Below are 16457 nucleotides of genomic sequence, written 5' to 3'. Positions count from 1 at the left end.
CCCCCGGTCAGGGGGCCTGGCTCGCCACCACGACGGCGTCGGGTGGGGTGTCCGGGACGGTACGGGCGGCGAGCCGGCGGACGGCCGTGTTCAGCACGGCGATCAGCGGAACGGCGACCAGCGCACCGGTGATCCCGGCCAGCACCACACCGGCGGCGATGCCGACGATCACCGCGAGGGGGTGGATGGCCACCGCCCGCCCCATGATCAGCGGCTGGAGCACGTGCCCCTCGAGCTGCTGCACGCCGATCACCGCGCCGAGGATGATCAACGCGGTGATCAGGCCGCTGTCCACCAGGGCGACGAGCACCGCGACGCCGCCCGACAGCGTGGCGCCGACGATCGGGATGAACGAGGCGAGGAAGACCAGCGCGGCGAGCGGGAACGCGAACGGGATGTCGAAGACGACCAGGAAGATCCCGATGCCGACCGCGTCGATGAAGGCGACCAGCACGGTGGCGCGGACGTACGCGCCGAGCGTCTGCCAGGACGCGCGGCCGGCGTCGTCGACCTTCCAGCGGGCACCCACCGGCAGCAGCCGCACCAGGAAGCGCCAGATCCGGTTGCCGTCGCGGAGGAAGAAGAACGTCGCGAAGAGGACCAGCACGGTGCCGGTCAGCACCTCGGCGAGGGTGGCGGCGGTGGAGAGCGCCCCGCTGGTGAAGGTCTGGGTGTTGCTCTCGACCCAGGCCTCGGCCTCGTCGATGTAGGCGTCCAACTGGCCGTCCGAGAGGTGCAGCGGCCCGGTCTTCAGCCAGTCCTGGATCTGCCGTACGCCCTGGGAGGACTTCTCGCTCAGCTTCGGCACGCCCTGGATGAACTCGTTGACCACCAGGGTCAGCGTGCCGATCACCCCGGCGAGCCCGCCCACCAGCACCACGGCGGTCGCCAGGGACCTCGGCAGTCGCGCCCGCAGCAGCCAGCCCACCGCCGGCGCGAGCAGCGCCGACAGGAGCAGGGCGATGGCCAGCGGAATGATGACGATCCGGATCTGGCCGACGATCCTCAGCAGTGCCCACGCGACGATGCCGATCACGATCAGCCGCCACGACCAGGCGGCGGCGATGCGCAGCCCGTGCGGCACGTCCGCGTCGTCGCGGCTGGTCGTCGAGTTGTGCAGCGCGGCCGGCTGTTCGGTACCGACGACGGTCGCCGCCGGAGGCGCCACCGGGCCCGGCGAGGCCGGCGAGGCGGTGCCGGCCGGCTCGGGCACGTCCTGCGTACGGCGGGCCTCGGCTGCCGCGCGCCGGGTGCGCACCGACTCCCGGCCCGACTGGTACGCGCGGCGGAGCTGTCCGCGCATCCGCTCGAAGCGGCTCAAGCGCACCTCCTGGGGAGAAGCCGTCACCGGCCGGGGCGTCAGGTCGGACAGGATACGTCCGACCCTGCCACCGTAGGGCAGATCCGCCACACATTGCCCCCGCCCACCGCCGCGTAACCACGCCGGAGCCGGCCGGGCGGCACACGGTAGCGTCTGCGACGTGACCGCCGACAAGGATCTCGACTCCGGCCTGCCGATCCGGCTGCTGCACGATCGCGTGCTGGTGCGCATGGAGGGCGGCGAGGGTGAGCGCCGCTCGACCGCCGGCATCGTGATCCCGGCGACCGCCGCGGTCGGCAAGCGCCTGGCCTGGGCCACCGCCGTCGGCGTGGGGCCGAACGTCCGTTCGATCGTCTCCGGTGACCGGGTGCTCTTCGACCCGGACGACCGCTCGGAGGTCGAGCTGCACGGCCGCGGTTACGTGCTGCTCCGCGAGCGGGACGTGCACGCCGTCGCCGCCGAACGCGTCGAACCGGACTCGACCGGCCTCTACCTCTGAAGCCTGCGTCGAGGTCCCCGGTCGAGCCGGTCCCGCGGGCCGGCCGGGACGCCGACCCGGCCCCGGGGCCGTTTGCGCTGCTCCTTCCCGGGAAGCCAGCCGCACCAGCGGCCCTGGGGAGGGACGATGCCGGAGTTGATCAAGAAATTGCTGTTCTGGGGCTTCATCGCGTTCTTGATCTATTTCATGGCGTTCCGGCCCGAGGGCGCGGCGGAGATGTTCAAGGCGATCGGCGCCGGCCTGGTAGCGATCTTCCAGGGTTTCGGGGACTTCCTCACCAGCCTGATGACCTGAGCGCCGGCGCTCCGCCCCGGGCGGCTCAGTGACCGGTGTGCGGCCACGGAGCCGGCGGGCGGACGCCGTACCAGCCGGGCGGCGGGCCGTAGCCGGGCGGGAAAGCGGGGGGTGGCGGGGCCAGTACGACGGGAATCGGGACGACCGGCTCGTCCGGGGCGTCCACGGGTCGCTGGGAGCCGTCCGGGAAGCGCAGGTGGTACCGGTGCCCGTCCCAGACGCCGACCGGCGCCTGCGGATCCCGGCCCACGAAGTACGCCCGGTAGCCGGCGATCGCCTGGAGCAGGTGCCGCTCCTCCGCGGCCGCCCGCTCCCGGTCGACGGGCCGGCGGTCCAGACCGCGGCGCATCTCGTCGCGGAGCAGCGCGAGCCGGGTCGCCGCGAACTGGTACCCGCGCATCGCCTTCAGGCCCGCGTCGCCGCCCACCCGCTTGGCCCACACCCGGGCCGCGTGCCGGCGCCCGAGGCTGCTGAGCGCCGCCACCTCCGGCGGGGTGAGCCAGCCGGCCCGGACGTAGTCCGGCAGGGTGCGCTCGGTGAGCCGCCCCTCCCAGGACCGTAGCCAGACGGCGAGCCCCACCATGCCGAAGAAGATCGGCACCATCACGCCGATGAAGCCGTACAGCAGGATCAGCGGCTGGCCGGTGGCCTGGGTGAGGGTGGGCAGCAGGTTCCAGGCGCCGTGCAGCATCATCGCCAGCAGCAGGCCGGCGACCGGTGCGAGCACCCGTACCCGCCGGTCGGCCGCACGGGCGGCGATGCCGAGGCCCACGCCGGTCATCGACGTGAAGAGTGGGTGGGCGAACCCGAAGAGCAGGATCCGCACGATGAAGATCGCGATGACCTGCTGCGTCCCGGTTGCCGGGCCGTACCGTTCCACACCGGTCGCGTACCCGTAGCCGCCGAGGTACAGGATGTTCTCCACCATGGCGAAGCCGATCGCGGAGAGCCCGCAGTAGACCAGGGCGTCGGTGATGCCGGAGAACTCCCGGCGCCGGAAGATCAGCAGGAGGATCGGCCCGAGCGCCTTGGTCAACTCCTCGATGAACGGCGCGACCAGCACCGCGGTGAGCGTGGTCGGGAGGTTCAGCCGCTCGAACGAGTCGGCGGCGAAGTTGTTCACCGTCAGGGAGGCGGCGGTGGAGACGAACGCCCCCCAGGCGAAGCAGAAGATCAGGTACTTCAGTGGCTCCGGCTCGTACCGGTCGAGCCAGAGGAAGCAGGACACCAGCACCGGAACCGGCAGGACCGCCGCGATGACCCCGATCAGCAGCGCCTCGCCGCCGAGGCTCTCGCCGAGGGTCCAGACCATGAAGACCGCACAGCCGGCGATGAAGAGGATCACCACGGCCAGCACCAGGGCGCGTACCCAGCTGACCCGACGCCGGGGGGCCTTCGTCAGGCCCTCGGCCGGCGGGGGGACAGGGGCGGCGGTCGGCGGCGGCGGGGCCGCGCCGGGCGGGGTGTCGGCCATGCCGTCAGCGTAGTCACCGCCGGCCCGCCGGACCGGCCGCACCGCCGGCCGGCCGGACCGCCGGCCGGCCGGACCGGCCGCACCGGGGACCGCTATGCTGCCTGCAGGTCACGAGCGCCAGCGTCAAGCCCCGGCTTGCTGGCCGGCAACCCTCGTCGAGGTTCGCGGTGGGGTGCCCCGGGTGATGACCGGGCCCGGCCCGATCCGTGTGCTGGGCAAGCGCGGACCCCGCCCGTGTGCCCACCCGGGGTCCCTGGACCCGGAGGTGCCGCATGACCCTCACTCTCGTACCCCCGCCGGTGCCGTCGCGGGCGGCGGCCGGGCCGCTCGACGTGCTCGGCGTACCCGGTCAGATCAACCTCGACTACGCGGCCACCGCGCCCTGCGCGCGGGCCGCGGCCGACGCGGTGGCGGAGCTGCTGCCCTGGTACGCGAGCGTGCACCGGGGCGCCGGGGCGCTGTCGCGGCGCTGCACGCTGGCCTACGAGCGGGCCCGGCAGACGGTCGGCGACTTCGTCGGCGCCCGGGCGGACGACCACGTGGTCTTCACCCGGAACACCACGGACGCGCTCAACCTGCTGGCCCGGGCGCTGCCGCCCGGGGCCACGGTGGTGACGTTCGGCGGGGAACACCACGCCAACCTGCTGCCCTGGCCGCGCGGCTCGGTACGGCTGCCGGTGCCGGAGGACCCCGCCGGGGCGGTCCGCGCGCTCGACGCCGCCCTCGGCGAGCTGCGCCGGGGCACCACCCCCGACCGGGACCTGCCGGTGCTGGTCGCGGTGACCGGGGCGAGCAACGTGACCGGCGAGCGGTGGCCGGTCGCCGAGCTGGCCCGGGTGGCCCGCCGGCACCGGGCCCGGATCGCGGTGGACGCCGCCCAGCTCGCCCCGCACGCCCCCGTCGACCTCCACGTTCTCGACGTCGACTACCTGGCCGTCTCCGGCCACAAGCTGTACGCGCCGTTCGGCGCGGGCGTCCTCGTCGGGCGGGCCGACTGGCTGGACGCGGCACCGCCGTACCTGGCGGGTGGCGGGGCGACCAGCCACGTCGGGGCGGCCACCCACGACGTCCGGTGGGCGACCGGGCCGGCCCGGCACGAGGCCGGCACCCCGAACCTCCTCGGCGCGGTGGCCCTCGCCGCGGTGTGCGCCGCGCTCAGCGGAGCCGACCGCGCCGCGCTCCACGACGCCGAGCAGGCGCTGCTGGCCCGGCTGCGCGACGGCATCGCGGCGCTGCCGCACGTGGTGGAGCTGCGCACCTTCGGCCCGGACGCGCCGCGGGTGGGGATCGCCTCGTTCGTGGTGGCCGGCCGGGACTCGGCCGAGGTCGCGGCCCACCTCGCCGCGCATCACGACATCGGGGTACGCGACGGCCTGTTCTGCGCCCACCCGCTCGCCCGCCGCCTGCTCACCGAGGCGGCCGGGCGCAGCGGCCGGCGTGACCTGCCGCCGACGGCGCTCCGGGCCAGCATCGGCCTGGGCAGCACCGAGGAGCACGTGGACGCGCTGCTCGCCGCGCTCGCCACGCTGGGCTGAACCCTCCGGTCAGCCGATCGGCGGGGCGGTGGGCGGCTTCGGGCCGCCCTCCGCCGGTTCGGCCGGCCGCCCCGGCGACTGCTCCAGCTCGCCGAAGGCCCTACGGATCCAGCGGTTCGCCTCCTCCTGGTTGATGCCGGAGGCGACCAGCAGGTCGCTCGCGGTGGTACGCACCTGCGCGACCACCACGCTGCCGGAGAAGCCCACGCCCTCCGCGTACGCGCGGCCGGCCTCGCTGACCGCGCGCAGTGACCGCTCGCGGGCCTTCTCGGCCTCCTCCCCGACGGCGAACTCGTGCTTGAGCAGCCGCACCGACTCGGCGAGGTGAGCAACCGCGTCCGGCATCGGGGCGGGGATCGGCTCCTCGTCCTCGATGAGCGTGACGGCGCGCCGGATCAGGGTGCCGCTGTTGCGCATCGCGCGGTCGATCGGCTCGGCCGCCTCCGAGTAGTGCGCGAGTTCGTTGCGCCGGTGCCAGCGCGCCGGCGACAGCATGGCGGTCTCCTTGGCGCCCTCGATCGCCTCGCCGAACGCGGCCAGCTCCTCCTTGTTGTCGCGCAGCCGTTCCAACGCCCGCTGGACCTTGTCCCGGTCCCGTTCGCGCAGCCCGTCGGCGGCGCCGTCGAGCTGCGCGGCGAGCAGGTCCAGCGCGGGGCGGGCGGCCCGGTTGAGCACCCGCAGCGGGTTGAGCGGCAGCAGCAACGCGGTGACCAGCAGGGCGATGCCACCGCCGACGAACGCGTCGACGAACCGGGGTATCTCCAGGTTCTCCGTCTGCGGGCTGAGCGTCACGATCAGCACGGCGGTGGCCGCCGCCTGGATGACGATGGCCACGCTGGCCCCGGCGAAGACGGTCAGGATGATCGCCGAGGTCACGACGAGACCGAGCTGCCAGGCGCCGGTGCCCAGCAGGTAGATGAGGAGGTCGCCGAGAGCCACCCCGACCGCCACCCCGACGATCAGCTCGACCGTCCGCCGGAACCGCTGGCCCACCGAGACGGCCAGGGTGCCGACCGCCGAGATCGGCGCGAAGACGGGCTGCGGGTTGCCGAGCAGCTCGTGCGCCGCGAGCCAGGACAGCCCGGCGGCGAGTCCGGCCTGGACGGCGAGGCCCATCGCCATGCGGACGCGGTGCAGGCGGTCGTGCAGGGTCGCCTTCCCACGGTGGTGCAGCTGGTTCACCGCCTCGGCGATCCGCGCGCCGTCGACGTCCACGCCGCCCCCGCGCAACCCGAACCGTTGCGCCATCGAGGGTCGGTCGTTCCGGGCCACGGCGGGTACTACCCGTGCCGAGCCGTCCCAATCCCCGCGGTATCCGAAGCGTCCCCGTTCAGGGTACGCGGCGGACTCGCCGGCGGGACCGGTCTCCTCGACCGCTGGCGAGGTCGTCAGGAGGGGATCTGGGGGCCGGAAGTACAAGATCGTGAGGGTGGGGAGCGGGTTGATGATCAGTTGACCCGGGTCGTAGCCTCGGCGCATGGGTCCCCTCCTCGACGAACTGCGTGCCGCGCTCGGCGTCGACGCGGTGCTGACCGATCCGGACCTGCTCCGGATGCACGAACGGGACGAGGCGGACCTCTGCGCCTCCGGCACGCCCCTCGTGGTCACCCGTCCGCGTGACACCGCCCAGGTGGCGGCTGCCGTCCGGACGGCGGCCCGGCACGGCGTACCCGTGGTGCCGCAGGGAGCTCGCACCGGGCTGGCCGGCGCGGCGAACGCGGTCGACGGCGCCGTGGTGATCAGCACGGCGGCGCTGGACGCGATCCTGGAGATCGACCCGGTCAGCCGGATCGCCGTGGTGCAGCCCGGGGTGGTCAACGCGACGCTCGCCGCCGCCGTCGCCAAGCACGGCCTGTGGTACCCGCCCGACCCCGGCTCCTGGGAGTCGTCGACCATCGGCGGGAACGTCGCCACCAACGCCGGCGGCATGTGCTGCGTCAAGTACGGCGTCACCACCGAGTACGTGCTCGGCCTGGAGGTGGTGCTCGCCTCCGGCGAGGTGCTGCGCACCGGCCGGCGGACCGCCAAGGGCGTGGCCGGGTACGACCTGACCCGGCTCTTCGTCGGCTCCGAGGGCACCCTCGGCGTGATCACCGAGGTGACCGTCGCGCTGCGTCCCGCCCCGGCGGAGTCGCTGACCATGGTCGCGGTCTTCCCCTCCACCACCGCCGCCGGCGCCGCCGTGGCGGAGATCGCCGCCCAGGGGCTCTCCCCCAGCCTGCTGGAGCTGCTCGACCAGACGCACCTGCGGGCGATCGAGGCGTACCGCCCGATGGGGCTGCGGACGGACGCGCAGGCGCTCCTGCTGGCCGCCGTGGACACCGGCTCGCGGGCCACCGAGGACCTGGCCGGCCTCGCGGCGGTCTGCGAGGCGGCCGGCGCCGACGAGGTGTACGCGGCCACCGACGCGGTGGAGGCGGCGGCGCTGCTCCAGGCGCGGCGGCTGGCGCACCCGGCGATGGAAAAGTTCGCCGCCGACACGTACCCGGCCGGCAACGGCGGGCTGGTCATCGACGACGTGGCGGTGCCCCGCGGGGCGCTGGCCGCCATGCTCGACGGGGTGGCGCGGATCGCCGCCGAGTGCGACGTGCCGATCGGCGTCGTGGGTCACGCCGGCGACGGCAACCTGCACCCCAACATCGTGGTGGACCGGGCGGACCCGGCCAGCCTGGAACGCGGCCGCCGGGCCTTCGACGAGATCATGCGGCTGGGGCTCGACCTGGGCGGCACCTGCACCGGCGAGCACGGCGTCGGCCTGCTCAAGAAGGACTGGCTGGCCCGCGAGATCGGCCCGGTCGGCGTACGGGTGCACCAGGCGATCAAGGCCGCGCTCGACCCGACCGGCCTGCTCAACCCCGGCAAGGTCCTCTGACCCGCCGGCCCGCGCGTCGGACGCGCCACCCGGGTACCGTCCAGCGCCGGCTTCAGGAGGTCGGCTCGGCCGGGGTGGCCTGGGTCAGCAGCAGCAGGATCTCGTGGGCGATCGGCGGCTTCTCCTCGCCCGGGCAGTCCTGGGAGGTGATCAGGCCGGACGCGGTGAGCAGGCTGGAGGTCAACGCGTCGATGCAGGTGACCCGGTACTGACGGGCCTGATCGGTTTCCTTCGCCAGACCCGGGTCGGCGAGCAACCTCTGGAGGCGGGCGAGCTGCTCCGCGGTGAGCGCGCCCGCCGACGTCACCCCGTCGCCGGCGCAGTCCACGCACTCCCACCGGCCGTCGACCTCCACATTGAGTGTCCGCAGCGGCCCCGACTCGCCCAGCTTCTGCAGCAGGCTGACCCGGCCCTCGCTGATGGTGGCCGCGTTACCGAGTTGCTGCTGGGGCGGCGCCGACGGGTCCGGGCTCGGCGAGCCTCCCGCATCGGCTCCGGAGCAGCCGGCGAGCACGACTGCCAGCAGCGTGGCGACGGAGAGCTGAACCGGACGCGACCAGGATGCGGAAAGCACGCGCCGAAACTTACCCCACCGTAGGTAGCGCACGTAACCCGCCGACCGGTCGGGCATCGATGATGGACGTTCCCCGGGTGGATCGGTCAGCGGGACGAGGACGGAAGTTCAACCGAGTCGCCGTCCCCGCCGCGGTCCGCGGCGAAGCCCCGGACGTCCGGCGCGCCGAGCCGGGCCGCGTCGGCGGTCGCGTCGTCCGGCATGAGCTGGGAGTTCCGCTCGGCCTCCACCCGCGCCCGGTAGTGCGCGATCTCCCGCGCCCGCACCTCGGCGTCCCAGCCGAGCACCGCACCCATCAGCTCCGCGGCGTGCTCGGCGGACTCCAGGCCGCGGTGGGCGGTCTCGATGGAGATCCGGGTACGCCGGGTCAGCACGTCCTCCAGGTGCAGCGCTCCCTCGGCGCGGGCCGCGTAGGTCACCTCGGCGGCCAGGTACTCGGGCGCGCCGGCCAGCGGTGAGGCAAGCAGCGGGTCCACGTCGACCAGGGCGAGCAGTTCCAGGGTGAGCGTGCCGTACCGCTCCAGCAGGTGCTCCACCACGCCGACCGGAACAGCGTGCCGGCGGGCCAGGTCGGCCCGGTCCCGCCACATCGCCGCGTACCCGTCGGCGCCGAGCAGCGGAAGGTCGGCGGTGCGCGACGGACGCACCGACCCCATCCGGTGGGCGGCCCGGTCGACCACGTCCGAGGCCATCACCCGGTAGGTCGTGTACTTCCCGCCGGCCACCAGCAGCAGGCCGAGCATCGGCTCGAAAACCGCGTGCTCCCGGGACAGCTTCGACGTGGAGTCCGCCTCGCCGGCCAGCAGCGGTCGCAGGCCCGCGTACACGCCCTCGATGTCGGCGGTGGTGAGCGGCCGGTCCAGCACGGTGTTGACCTGCGTCAGCAGGTACTCGATGTCGCGCGCGGAGGCGGCCGGGTGGGACCGGTCGAGCCGCCAGTCGGTGTCGGTGGTCCCGATGATCCAGTGCCCGCCCCACGGAATGACGAAGAGCACACTCGTCGCGGTACGCAGGATCAGCCCGGTCTCGCCGGTGATCGCCGACCGGGGCACCACCAGGTGTACGCCCTTGGAGGCACGGACCCGGAGGCCGGGGCGCAGCCCGACGTCGTTGAGCATCCGCGACATGTCGTCGCTCCACACGCCGGTGGCGGCGATGACGGTCCGGGCGCGTACCTCGAACTCGGCGTCCGGGGAGCCGGCCGGCGCCTCCAGGTCGCGGACACGGACCCCGGTGACCTCGCGCGCCTGCCGGATGAGACCGACGGCGCGGGCACTGGTCACCACGGTCGCGCCGAGGCTGGCGGCGGTCCGGGCGAGGGTGACCACCAGGCGGGCGTCGTCGACCTGGCCGTCGTAGTACCGGATGGCGCCGGCCAGGCCCTCCGCCTTGAGGCTGGGGAAGGTCCGGCGGGCGCCCTCCCGGGTCAGGTGCCGGTGCAGGGGCATCCCCCGGCCGCCGCCGAAGATCCCGGCGAAAATGTCGTACGTCGCCACACCGGCCCCGTAGTAGGAGCGACGGAAGACGCGGGCGGGCAGGTCACGCAGGCCCTGCCCGGCCGGGAGCGGCACCAGGAACGGCACCGGCCGGACCAGATGCGGCGCGAGGCGGGTGGCGAGCAGCCCCCGCTCGGTGAGCGCCTCGTGGACCAGGTGGAACTCGAGCTGCTCCAGGTAGCGCAGGCCGCCGTGGATCAGCTTGCTGGACCGGCTGGACGTGCCCGCGGCGTAGTCGCGCGCCTCGACCAGGGCGACCTTGAGGCCACGCGAGGCGGCGTCCAGCGCGGCGCCCGCGCCGGTCGCCCCGCCGCCGATCACCAGGACGTCGAAGCGCTCCGCGGCCAGGCGGCGCAGGTCGGCGGCCCGCCGCTGCGGGGAGAGCTGGCCGGCGGCCGCTCGGGAGACGTTGGGGTCGCGCACGCCTCCACCGTAACCGCTCGGCCCACGCCGGCGGCGTCCACGACGCCCGCCCGGAGACGCTTCGGGATCTTGCAAGTTTTCGGCCCATCGCGGGGCCGTTCCTTTCCACGATCCCATCCCGGGCACGGATCGGGCCGCCACCCCTGCCGACTTTGTGACGGCGACGTACTGTTTGCCCGTGCAGCCTGAACGCCCGGGACATCTCGCTCCGACTCCGCACGGCGCAGAGCCGGGAAGCCCCTGGGCGGTGGTGGCCGCCGTGGCCACCGGGCTGTGGATCGTCGGGCTCGTCGTGCTGTCCCAGTTCGGTGGCTGGCTGGCCGACCAGATCCTGCTGGCCTCCGGGCTGGACCGGGCGGTCTGGCTCTGGCCCGTGGTGGCCGTCGCCGTCGTGCTCCTGGCCGGTACACCCGCCCTGGCCCTGGCCCTGGCGCCCCGCTCCGCCGCCGTCCGCACCACCGGTCGCGTCTGGCTGGGCGGGCTGCTCGCGTTCGGCGCGTTCGTCCTGCTCCGGGCGCTACCGCCGGTGCACCACGAGGCGTACCTGGCCGCGCTGGCCGCCACGGCCGCGCTGGCCGCACTCGTCGTGCGGCGGCTGCGCCGGCGGGCGGCGGTCACCCCCGTCGCCGCGCCGCCGGGCGGACCCACCGCGGCTGCCCCGGGCCGGCCGGCCGCACCGGGCGTCGCGACCGGACCCCCGACCGCACCGAACGCCCCGGACGGACCCCCGCCGGCATTAGGGCCGGCGGCCGGCAGCGACGGCGGGGCGGACGAGCACCGGCCCTGGGCCCAGGGACGGGTGTCGCGTCCCGCTGCGGTGACGATGCTCGGGTTCGCGGGCGGCCTCGCGCTGCTGCTGCCCTGGGTGTGGATCGGTGCGCTCGGCGGGCTGCTGGAGACGCTGCTCGCCGGGCTCGCCGCCGCGGCGGTCGGCGTACTGGCCGCCGCGTTGCTCGGCGACGCCTTCTGGTCCCGGTTCGCCGTCGGCACACCGCCGCGACCGGCCCGCCTGGTCCTGGTCGGCGGCCTGGTCGCCGGCGTCGCACTGCTGCCGCTCGGCGCGGGCGTCGGGCAGTCCGGCGCGCAACTGCCGCTCCTGCTGACCCTTCCCCCGGCCGGATTCGCGCTGGCGGCCCTGGCCGCGGCGGGGCGGCGCACGGCGGCCGGCGGCGGGGCCGCGACCGCCTGGTTGGTCGGGCTCGCCGTGTTCGGCCCACTCGCCTGGACCGACGACGAGGAGATCAGCGTCGTCCTGGCGGCCACCCGCGACGTGCCGTTCTGGGTGTCGGTCGCCGCCGGCGCCGGGCTCGCCGTCGCGGTCCTGCTCGCCGTCGGGTACGGCGTCCTGCTCGCCCGGCGGCACGCCGCCACGCCCCGGCGGGCCGTGGCCGCGGTGGCCGCCGCCGTCCTGCTGCTCACGGCGGGGCTCGTGGCCGTGGGGCCGGGACAGCCCGGCCTGCACGGCGAGCGGCTCTTCGTGGTGCTGCGGGAGCAGGCCGACCTGAGCGACGTACCGACCACGACCGGCCGCGCCGGCCGCGACGCCCGGGCCCGGGAGGTCTACCGGCGGCTCGTCGAGACGGCCGAGCGTACGCAGGCCGACCTGCGCCGCGACCTGCGCCGCGTCCGGCTGGACCACACCCCGTACTACCTGGTCAACGCGATCGAGGTCGACGGGGGGCCGGCGGTGCGGGCCTGGCTCGCCAGCCGCTCCGAGGTGGACCGGGTCCTGGTCAGCCAGCGGATCCGTCCGCTGCCCGCGCCGGCCGCCCCCGCCCGCGGCGGCGCCCCCGCACCCGGCGGTCCCACCTGGAACGTCCGGCTGATCGGCGCCGACCGGGTCTGGTCCGAGCTGGGCGTCACCGGTGCGGGCGTGACGGTGGGCAGCTCCGATTCCGGGGTGGACGGCGCGCACCCGGCGCTCGCCGGCGGCTTCCGGGGCGGCGGCGATTCCTGGTACGACCCCTGGGACGCCACCGCCACCCCGACCGACCAGGGCGGGCACGGGACCCACACGCTGGGCAGCGCCGTCGGCCGCAACGGCGTCGGAGTGGCTCCCGGCGCCTCCTGGACCGGCTGCGTCAACCTGGACCGCAACCTCGGCAACCCCGCCTACTACCTGGGCTGCCTCCAGTTCATGCTGGCGCCCTTCCCGGCCGGCGGGGATCCGTTCACCGACGGCCGCCCGGACCGCGCTCCCGACATCCTCACCAACTCGTGGGGCTGCCCGGCGATCGAGGGCTGCGACCCGCGTGCGCTGCGGCCGGCCACCGCCGCCCTGGACGCCGCCGGCATCCTGACGGTCGCCGCCGCCGGCAACACCGGGCCCCACTGCCGCTCGGTCGACGACCCGCCGGCCCCGTACGACGACGTGCTGACCGTCGGTGCGGTCGACCGGCAACGGCGGGTGGCGCAGTTCTCCTCGCGCGGCCCGGCTCCCGGCGGAGCGGCCAAGCCCGACCTGGTGGCGCCCGGCGACAAGGTGCTCTCGGCGATGCCCGGTGGCGGGTACGCCGAACTGAGCGGCACGTCCATGGCGACCCCGCAGGTGGCGGGTGTGGCGGCGCTGATGTGGTCGGCGAACCCGACGCTGGTCGGTGACCTCCCCCGGACCCGGCGGATCCTGACCGAGACCGCGGCGCCGGCCGTGCCCGGCAACGACACGTGCGGCGACCAGCGGAACGTGACCGGCGCCGGCCTCGTCGACGCGTACGCCGCCGTCCGCGCCGCCCAGCGGTAAGGAAGGGCCCCCTCTTAACGCCTCGCGTAGTAAAAGGGCCCCTTCTTAACAGAATCGCTCGGGTGACCTAGGGTCGGCGTCCATGGAGGTCGACATCGTCGAGTTGGGCCCGGACCGGCGGGCCGCCGTGGTGGAGTTGTGCGGCCGGTCGCTGGACCTGCCGGAGGACGCCGCCGAGGCACCGGCCATCGTGGACGTACTCTGGCCCCGGGCCACCGCCGACCGGCCGGTGGTCGCGCTCGGCGCCTACCGGGACGGCCGCCTCACCGGCGCGCTCATCGGCTCGCTCTCCGGACGGGACGGCACGCAGGGACACGTCGACCTGGTGGCGGTGGACCCCGGGCACCGGCGGCGCGGCGTCGGGCGGGCGCTGCTGTCGTACGCCGAGGAGAAGCTCGCCGGGCTCGGCGCGGTGGAGGTGCTGCTGGCCGGCAACCCGCCGTACTACGCCTGGCCGGGCATCGACGTGCGCTACACGCCGGCGGTCTGCGCGGCCCAGGCGCTCGGCTACACCCAGGACCGCACGGCCTGGAACATGACCGCCGACCTGTCGTACGACGGCAGCCCCGCCCTGCGCTCGACGGTGCCGGCGGAGGAGCGGCTGGCCGGCCAGGGCGTCACCGTGCGGCGCGCGGAGCCGGCGGACCTGCCGGCGCTGGCGGCCTTCGCCCGGTCGGTGTTCGGCGGCACCTGGGACGCGGAGCTGGCCGGCTCGGTCGGCCGGGCGCTGGCGGGCTGTCACCTGGCGGAGCGCGACGGCGAGGTGCTCGGGTTCGCCGCGTGGGGCTCGTCCCGGCCGAGCTGGTTCGGGCCGATGGGCACGGCGCCGGCGGCCGAGGGGACCGGCATCGGCGGGGTGCTGCTGCGCCGCTGCCTGGCCGACCAGCGGGCGGCGGGGTTCACGGCGGCGCAGATCGGCTGGGTGGGGCCGGTCCGGTTCTACTCGGGCAGCGCGGGTGCCCGGATCGAGCGGGTCTTCTTCCTGTACCGGAGGACACTCGCGGATCGATAACGGGCGAATAGGATAGATCACCTGATAGCGTCATTCGCCCCCGTCGCCCATCGATGCCCCCTACCGTTTCGGTAGAGGAGGCGCCATGACCACGGACGACGAACGCCCCGGCCCACTGCCCTTCGACCGCCTCGACTACGGCGACGCGGAACAGCGGGCGGAGATGGAGGGCATCGACGACTCCCCGGCGGACGAGCCGGCGACGGTGGTGGACGAGCCGGTCCAGGTGCCACAGCCGTACGACCGGGCGCAGAAGCGGCGCAACCAACGGCCGTTGCCGACATGACGAAGAGGGGCGGACCGCTGACGCGGCCCGCCCCTCCCGGTCTCGTGGAGCCTGGACTCAGAAGTCCATGTCCCCGCCGCCCGGGCCGGCCGGGGCAGCCGGGGTCTTCTCCGGCTTGTCCGCCACGACGGCCTCGGTGGTGAGGAAGAGCGCCGCGATCGACGACGCGTTCTGCAGCGCCGACCGGGTGACCTTGGCCGGGTCGATGATGCCCGCGGCCAGCAGGTCCACGTACTCGCCGGTCGCGGCGTTGAGGCCGTGACCCGCCTCGATGTTGCGGACGTGCTCGACGACGACGCCACCCTCGAGGCCGGCGTTGACGGCGATCTGCCGCAGCGGGGCGTCCAGCGCGATCTTGACGATCTGGGCGCCGGTCGCCTCGTCACCGGTCAGGTCCAGCTTGTCGAAGGCGGTCTTGCCGGCCTGCACCAGCGCGACGCCACCACCCGGGACGATGCCCTCCTCGACGGCGGCCTTCGCGTTGCGGACGGCGTCCTCGATGCGGTGCTTGCGCTCCTTCAGCTCGACCTCGGTGGCCGCGCCGACCTTGATCACCGCGACACCGCCGGCCAGCTTGGCCAGGCGCTCCTGCAGCTTCTCGCGGTCGTAGTCGGAGTCGCTCTTCTCGATCTCGGCCCGGATCTGGTTGACCCGGCCCTGGATCTGCTCGGCGTCGCCGGCACCGTCGACGATGGTGGTCTCGTCCTTGGTCACCACGACCTTACGGGCGCGGCCCAGCATGTCGAGGCCGACGGCGTCGAGCTTGAGGCCGACCTCCTCGCTGATGACCTGGCCACCGGTGAGGATGGCGATGTCGGCGAGCATGGCCTTGCGGCGGTCACCGAAGCCCGGCGCCTTGACGGCGACCGACTTGAAGGTGCCGCGGACCTTGTTGACGACCAGGGTCGCCAGGGCCTCGCCCTCGATGTCCTCGGCGATGATCAGTAGCGGCTTGCCCGACTGCATGACCTTCTCCAGGATCGGGAGCAGGTCCTTCACCGAGGAGATCTTGCTGTTGACGATCAGGATGTAGGGGTCGTCGAAGACGGCCTCCATCCGCTCCGGGTCGGTCATGAAGTAGGCCGACACGTAGCCCTTGTCGAAGCGCATACCCTCGGTGAGCTCCAGCTCCAGGCCGAAGGTGTTGCTCTCCTCGACGGTGATGACGCCTTCCTTGCCGACCTTGTCCATCGCCTCGGCGATGATCTCGCCGACGCTGGTGTCACCAGCGGAGATGGAGGCGGTGGAGGCGATCTGCTCCTTGGTCTCGACGTCCTTGGCGAGCTTCAGCAGCTCCTCCGAGACGCTCGCGACCGCGGCCTCGATGCCCCGCTTCAGGGCCATCGGGTTGGCACCGGCGGCCACGTTGCGCAGGCCCTCGCGGACCAGGGCCTGGGCCAGGACGGTCGCCGTCGTCGTGCCGTCACCGGCGACGTCGTCGGTCTTCTTCGCGACCTCCTTGACCAGCTCGGCGCCGATCTTCTCGTACGGGTCCTCGAGCTCGATCTCCTTGGCGATGCTCACACCATCGTTGGTGATGGTGGGAGCGCCCCACTTCTTCTCGAGCACGACGTTGCGGCCCTTGGGGCCGAGGGTCACCTTCACGGCGTCGGCGAGCTGGTTCATGCCCCGCTCGAGGCCGCGGCGAGCTTCCTCGTCGAACGCGATCATCTTGGCCATACGGCGTTGTCCTCCTGGACACTCACGGGCCACCCGAGTGTGTGCCCCGGATGGGCCGTCTGGTGTACGCACCTTGGGACGTCGCCACCTGGCGACGACGACGTCCGCCGGCCGGGCCGGATAGCCCGCGACGACCGGCCATGTGCCGCACCCGGTGCCTCGCGACTCCGCGTGCGGCCGTGGCCCTACCGCCCCGACCATTGGCACTCACGGTCTGCGAGTGCCAATGACCTGTTTAGCACTCTCCCTTG

At 74.2% G+C, this 16457-nt stretch carries 13 protein-coding genes and 1 riboswitch; of the genes, 7 read left to right on the top strand and 6 right to left on the bottom strand.

The features are described from left to right. Positions 1 to 7: 7 nt before the first annotated feature. Positions 8 to 1303, bottom strand: a complete 1296-nt coding sequence (locus AB0873_RS02525) for an AI-2E family transporter (RefSeq protein WP_366598288.1) — start codon at positions 1301 to 1303, stop codon at positions 8 to 10. A gap of 178 nt (positions 1304 to 1481) precedes the next feature. Here AB0873_RS02525 and AB0873_RS02520 point away from each other — a divergent pair, with 178 nt between their 5' ends. Both AB0873_RS02520 and AB0873_RS02515 read left to right on the top strand, forming a co-directional pair. Further along, on the top strand, positions 1482 to 1820 hold the full coding sequence (locus tag AB0873_RS02520) for a co-chaperone GroES (RefSeq protein WP_155330041.1): 339 nt from the start codon (positions 1482 to 1484) through the stop codon (positions 1818 to 1820). Positions 1821 to 1946: 126 nt separating this feature from the next. After that, entirely contained in the window at positions 1947 to 2114 is a 168-nt protein-coding gene (locus tag AB0873_RS02515) for a hypothetical protein (RefSeq protein WP_196255831.1), read from the top strand. 25 nt (positions 2115 to 2139) lie between these two features. Here AB0873_RS02515 and AB0873_RS02510 read toward each other — a convergent pair whose 3' ends face one another. Continuing rightward, positions 2140 to 3588, bottom strand: coding sequence for a PrsW family intramembrane metalloprotease (locus AB0873_RS02510; RefSeq protein ID WP_366598115.1), 1449 nt, complete (start codon positions 3586 to 3588; stop codon positions 2140 to 2142). A gap of 106 nt (positions 3589 to 3694) precedes the next feature. Then, a riboswitch (SAM riboswitch) is annotated at positions 3695 to 3816 on the top strand. Positions 3817 to 3860: 44 nt separating this feature from the next. On the opposite strand from AB0873_RS02510, the gene AB0873_RS02505 reads away from it, so the two are divergent. After that, on the top strand, positions 3861 to 5123 hold the full coding sequence (locus AB0873_RS02505) for an aminotransferase class V-fold PLP-dependent enzyme (protein ID WP_366598113.1): 1263 nt from the start codon (positions 3861 to 3863) through the stop codon (positions 5121 to 5123). A 9-nt stretch (positions 5124 to 5132) separates the two neighbouring features. On the opposite strand, the gene AB0873_RS02500 is transcribed toward AB0873_RS02505, so the two are convergent. After that, the gene (locus AB0873_RS02500) at positions 5133 to 6338 is read right to left on the bottom strand and encodes an FUSC family protein (protein WP_366598286.1); all 1206 of its coding nucleotides are present in this window, start codon (positions 6336 to 6338) and stop codon (positions 5133 to 5135) included. 262 nt (positions 6339 to 6600) lie between these two features. Here AB0873_RS02500 and AB0873_RS02495 point away from each other — a divergent pair, with 262 nt between their 5' ends. Then, positions 6601 to 7995 carry an FAD-linked oxidase C-terminal domain-containing protein gene (locus AB0873_RS02495; RefSeq protein WP_366598112.1) on the top strand — a complete coding sequence of 465 codons (1395 nt, stop codon included), beginning with the start codon at positions 6601 to 6603 and terminating at the stop codon, positions 7993 to 7995. A gap of 52 nt (positions 7996 to 8047) precedes the next feature. Here the strand turns inward: AB0873_RS02495 and AB0873_RS02490 are convergent, their stop codons facing one another. Both AB0873_RS02490 and AB0873_RS02485 read right to left on the bottom strand, forming a co-directional pair. After that, a complete protein-coding gene (locus tag AB0873_RS02490) occupies positions 8048 to 8569 on the bottom strand; it encodes a hypothetical protein (RefSeq protein ID WP_155330036.1) in 522 nt (173 codons plus the stop codon). An 86-nt stretch (positions 8570 to 8655) separates the two neighbouring features. Continuing rightward, positions 8656 to 10488: a glycerol-3-phosphate dehydrogenase/oxidase gene (locus AB0873_RS02485; protein ID WP_366598111.1), complete on the bottom strand. Its 1833-nt coding sequence runs from the start codon at positions 10486 to 10488 to the stop codon at positions 8656 to 8658. Between the two features lie 247 nt (positions 10489 to 10735). Here AB0873_RS02485 and AB0873_RS02480 point away from each other — a divergent pair, with 247 nt between their 5' ends. The 3 genes from AB0873_RS02480 (at position 10736) to AB0873_RS02470 (ending at position 14526) form a co-directional block, all read left to right on the top strand. Then, entirely contained in the window at positions 10736 to 13228 is a 2493-nt protein-coding gene (locus AB0873_RS02480) for a S8 family serine peptidase (RefSeq protein ID WP_366598284.1), read from the top strand. Positions 13229 to 13310: 82 nt separating this feature from the next. Then, positions 13311 to 14240 (top strand): GNAT family N-acetyltransferase, encoded by a 930-nt coding sequence (locus AB0873_RS02475; RefSeq protein WP_366598110.1) that lies wholly within the window; start codon positions 13311 to 13313, stop codon positions 14238 to 14240. An 85-nt stretch (positions 14241 to 14325) separates the two neighbouring features. Then, positions 14326 to 14526, top strand: coding sequence for a hypothetical protein (locus tag AB0873_RS02470; protein WP_155330033.1), 201 nt, complete (start codon positions 14326 to 14328; stop codon positions 14524 to 14526). Positions 14527 to 14583: 57 nt separating this feature from the next. Here the strand turns inward: AB0873_RS02470 and groL are convergent, their stop codons facing one another. After that, positions 14584 to 16206 (bottom strand): chaperonin GroEL, encoded by a 1623-nt coding sequence (groL, locus tag AB0873_RS02465; RefSeq protein ID WP_155330032.1) that lies wholly within the window; start codon positions 16204 to 16206, stop codon positions 14584 to 14586. Positions 16207 to 16457 lie beyond the last annotated feature (251 nt).

This window comes from Micromonospora sp. NPDC047707 (assembly GCF_040704235.1).
Lineage (GTDB): Bacteria > Actinomycetota > Actinomycetes > Mycobacteriales > Micromonosporaceae > Micromonospora.
Note: the sequence above shows the minus strand (reverse complement) of the source record. Positions and strands in the feature narration are given on the sequence as shown.

What these genes read in the sequence shown, in the direction of transcription:
- AB0873_RS02525 (WP_366598288.1), bottom strand. Translation starts at nt 1,303, where the DNA reads ATGCGCGGACAGCTCCGCCGCGCGTACCAGTCGGGCCGGGAGTCGGTG.
- AB0873_RS02515 (WP_196255831.1), top strand. Translation starts at nt 1,947, where the DNA reads ATGCCGGAGTTGATCAAGAAATTGCTGTTCTGGGGCTTCATCGCGTTC.
- AB0873_RS02510 (WP_366598115.1), bottom strand. Translation starts at nt 3,588, where the DNA reads ATGGCCGACACCCCGCCCGGCGCGGCCCCGCCGCCGCCGACCGCCGCC.
- AB0873_RS02505 (WP_366598113.1), top strand. Translation starts at nt 3,861, where the DNA reads ATGACCCTCACTCTCGTACCCCCGCCGGTGCCGTCGCGGGCGGCGGCC.
- AB0873_RS02495 (WP_366598112.1), top strand. Translation starts at nt 6,601, where the DNA reads ATGGGTCCCCTCCTCGACGAACTGCGTGCCGCGCTCGGCGTCGACGCG.
- AB0873_RS02475 (WP_366598110.1), top strand. Translation starts at nt 13,311, where the DNA reads ATGGAGGTCGACATCGTCGAGTTGGGCCCGGACCGGCGGGCCGCCGTG.
- AB0873_RS02470 (WP_155330033.1), top strand. Translation starts at nt 14,326, where the DNA reads ATGACCACGGACGACGAACGCCCCGGCCCACTGCCCTTCGACCGCCTC.
- groL (WP_155330032.1), bottom strand. Translation starts at nt 16,206, where the DNA reads ATGGCCAAGATGATCGCGTTCGACGAGGAAGCTCGCCGCGGCCTCGAG.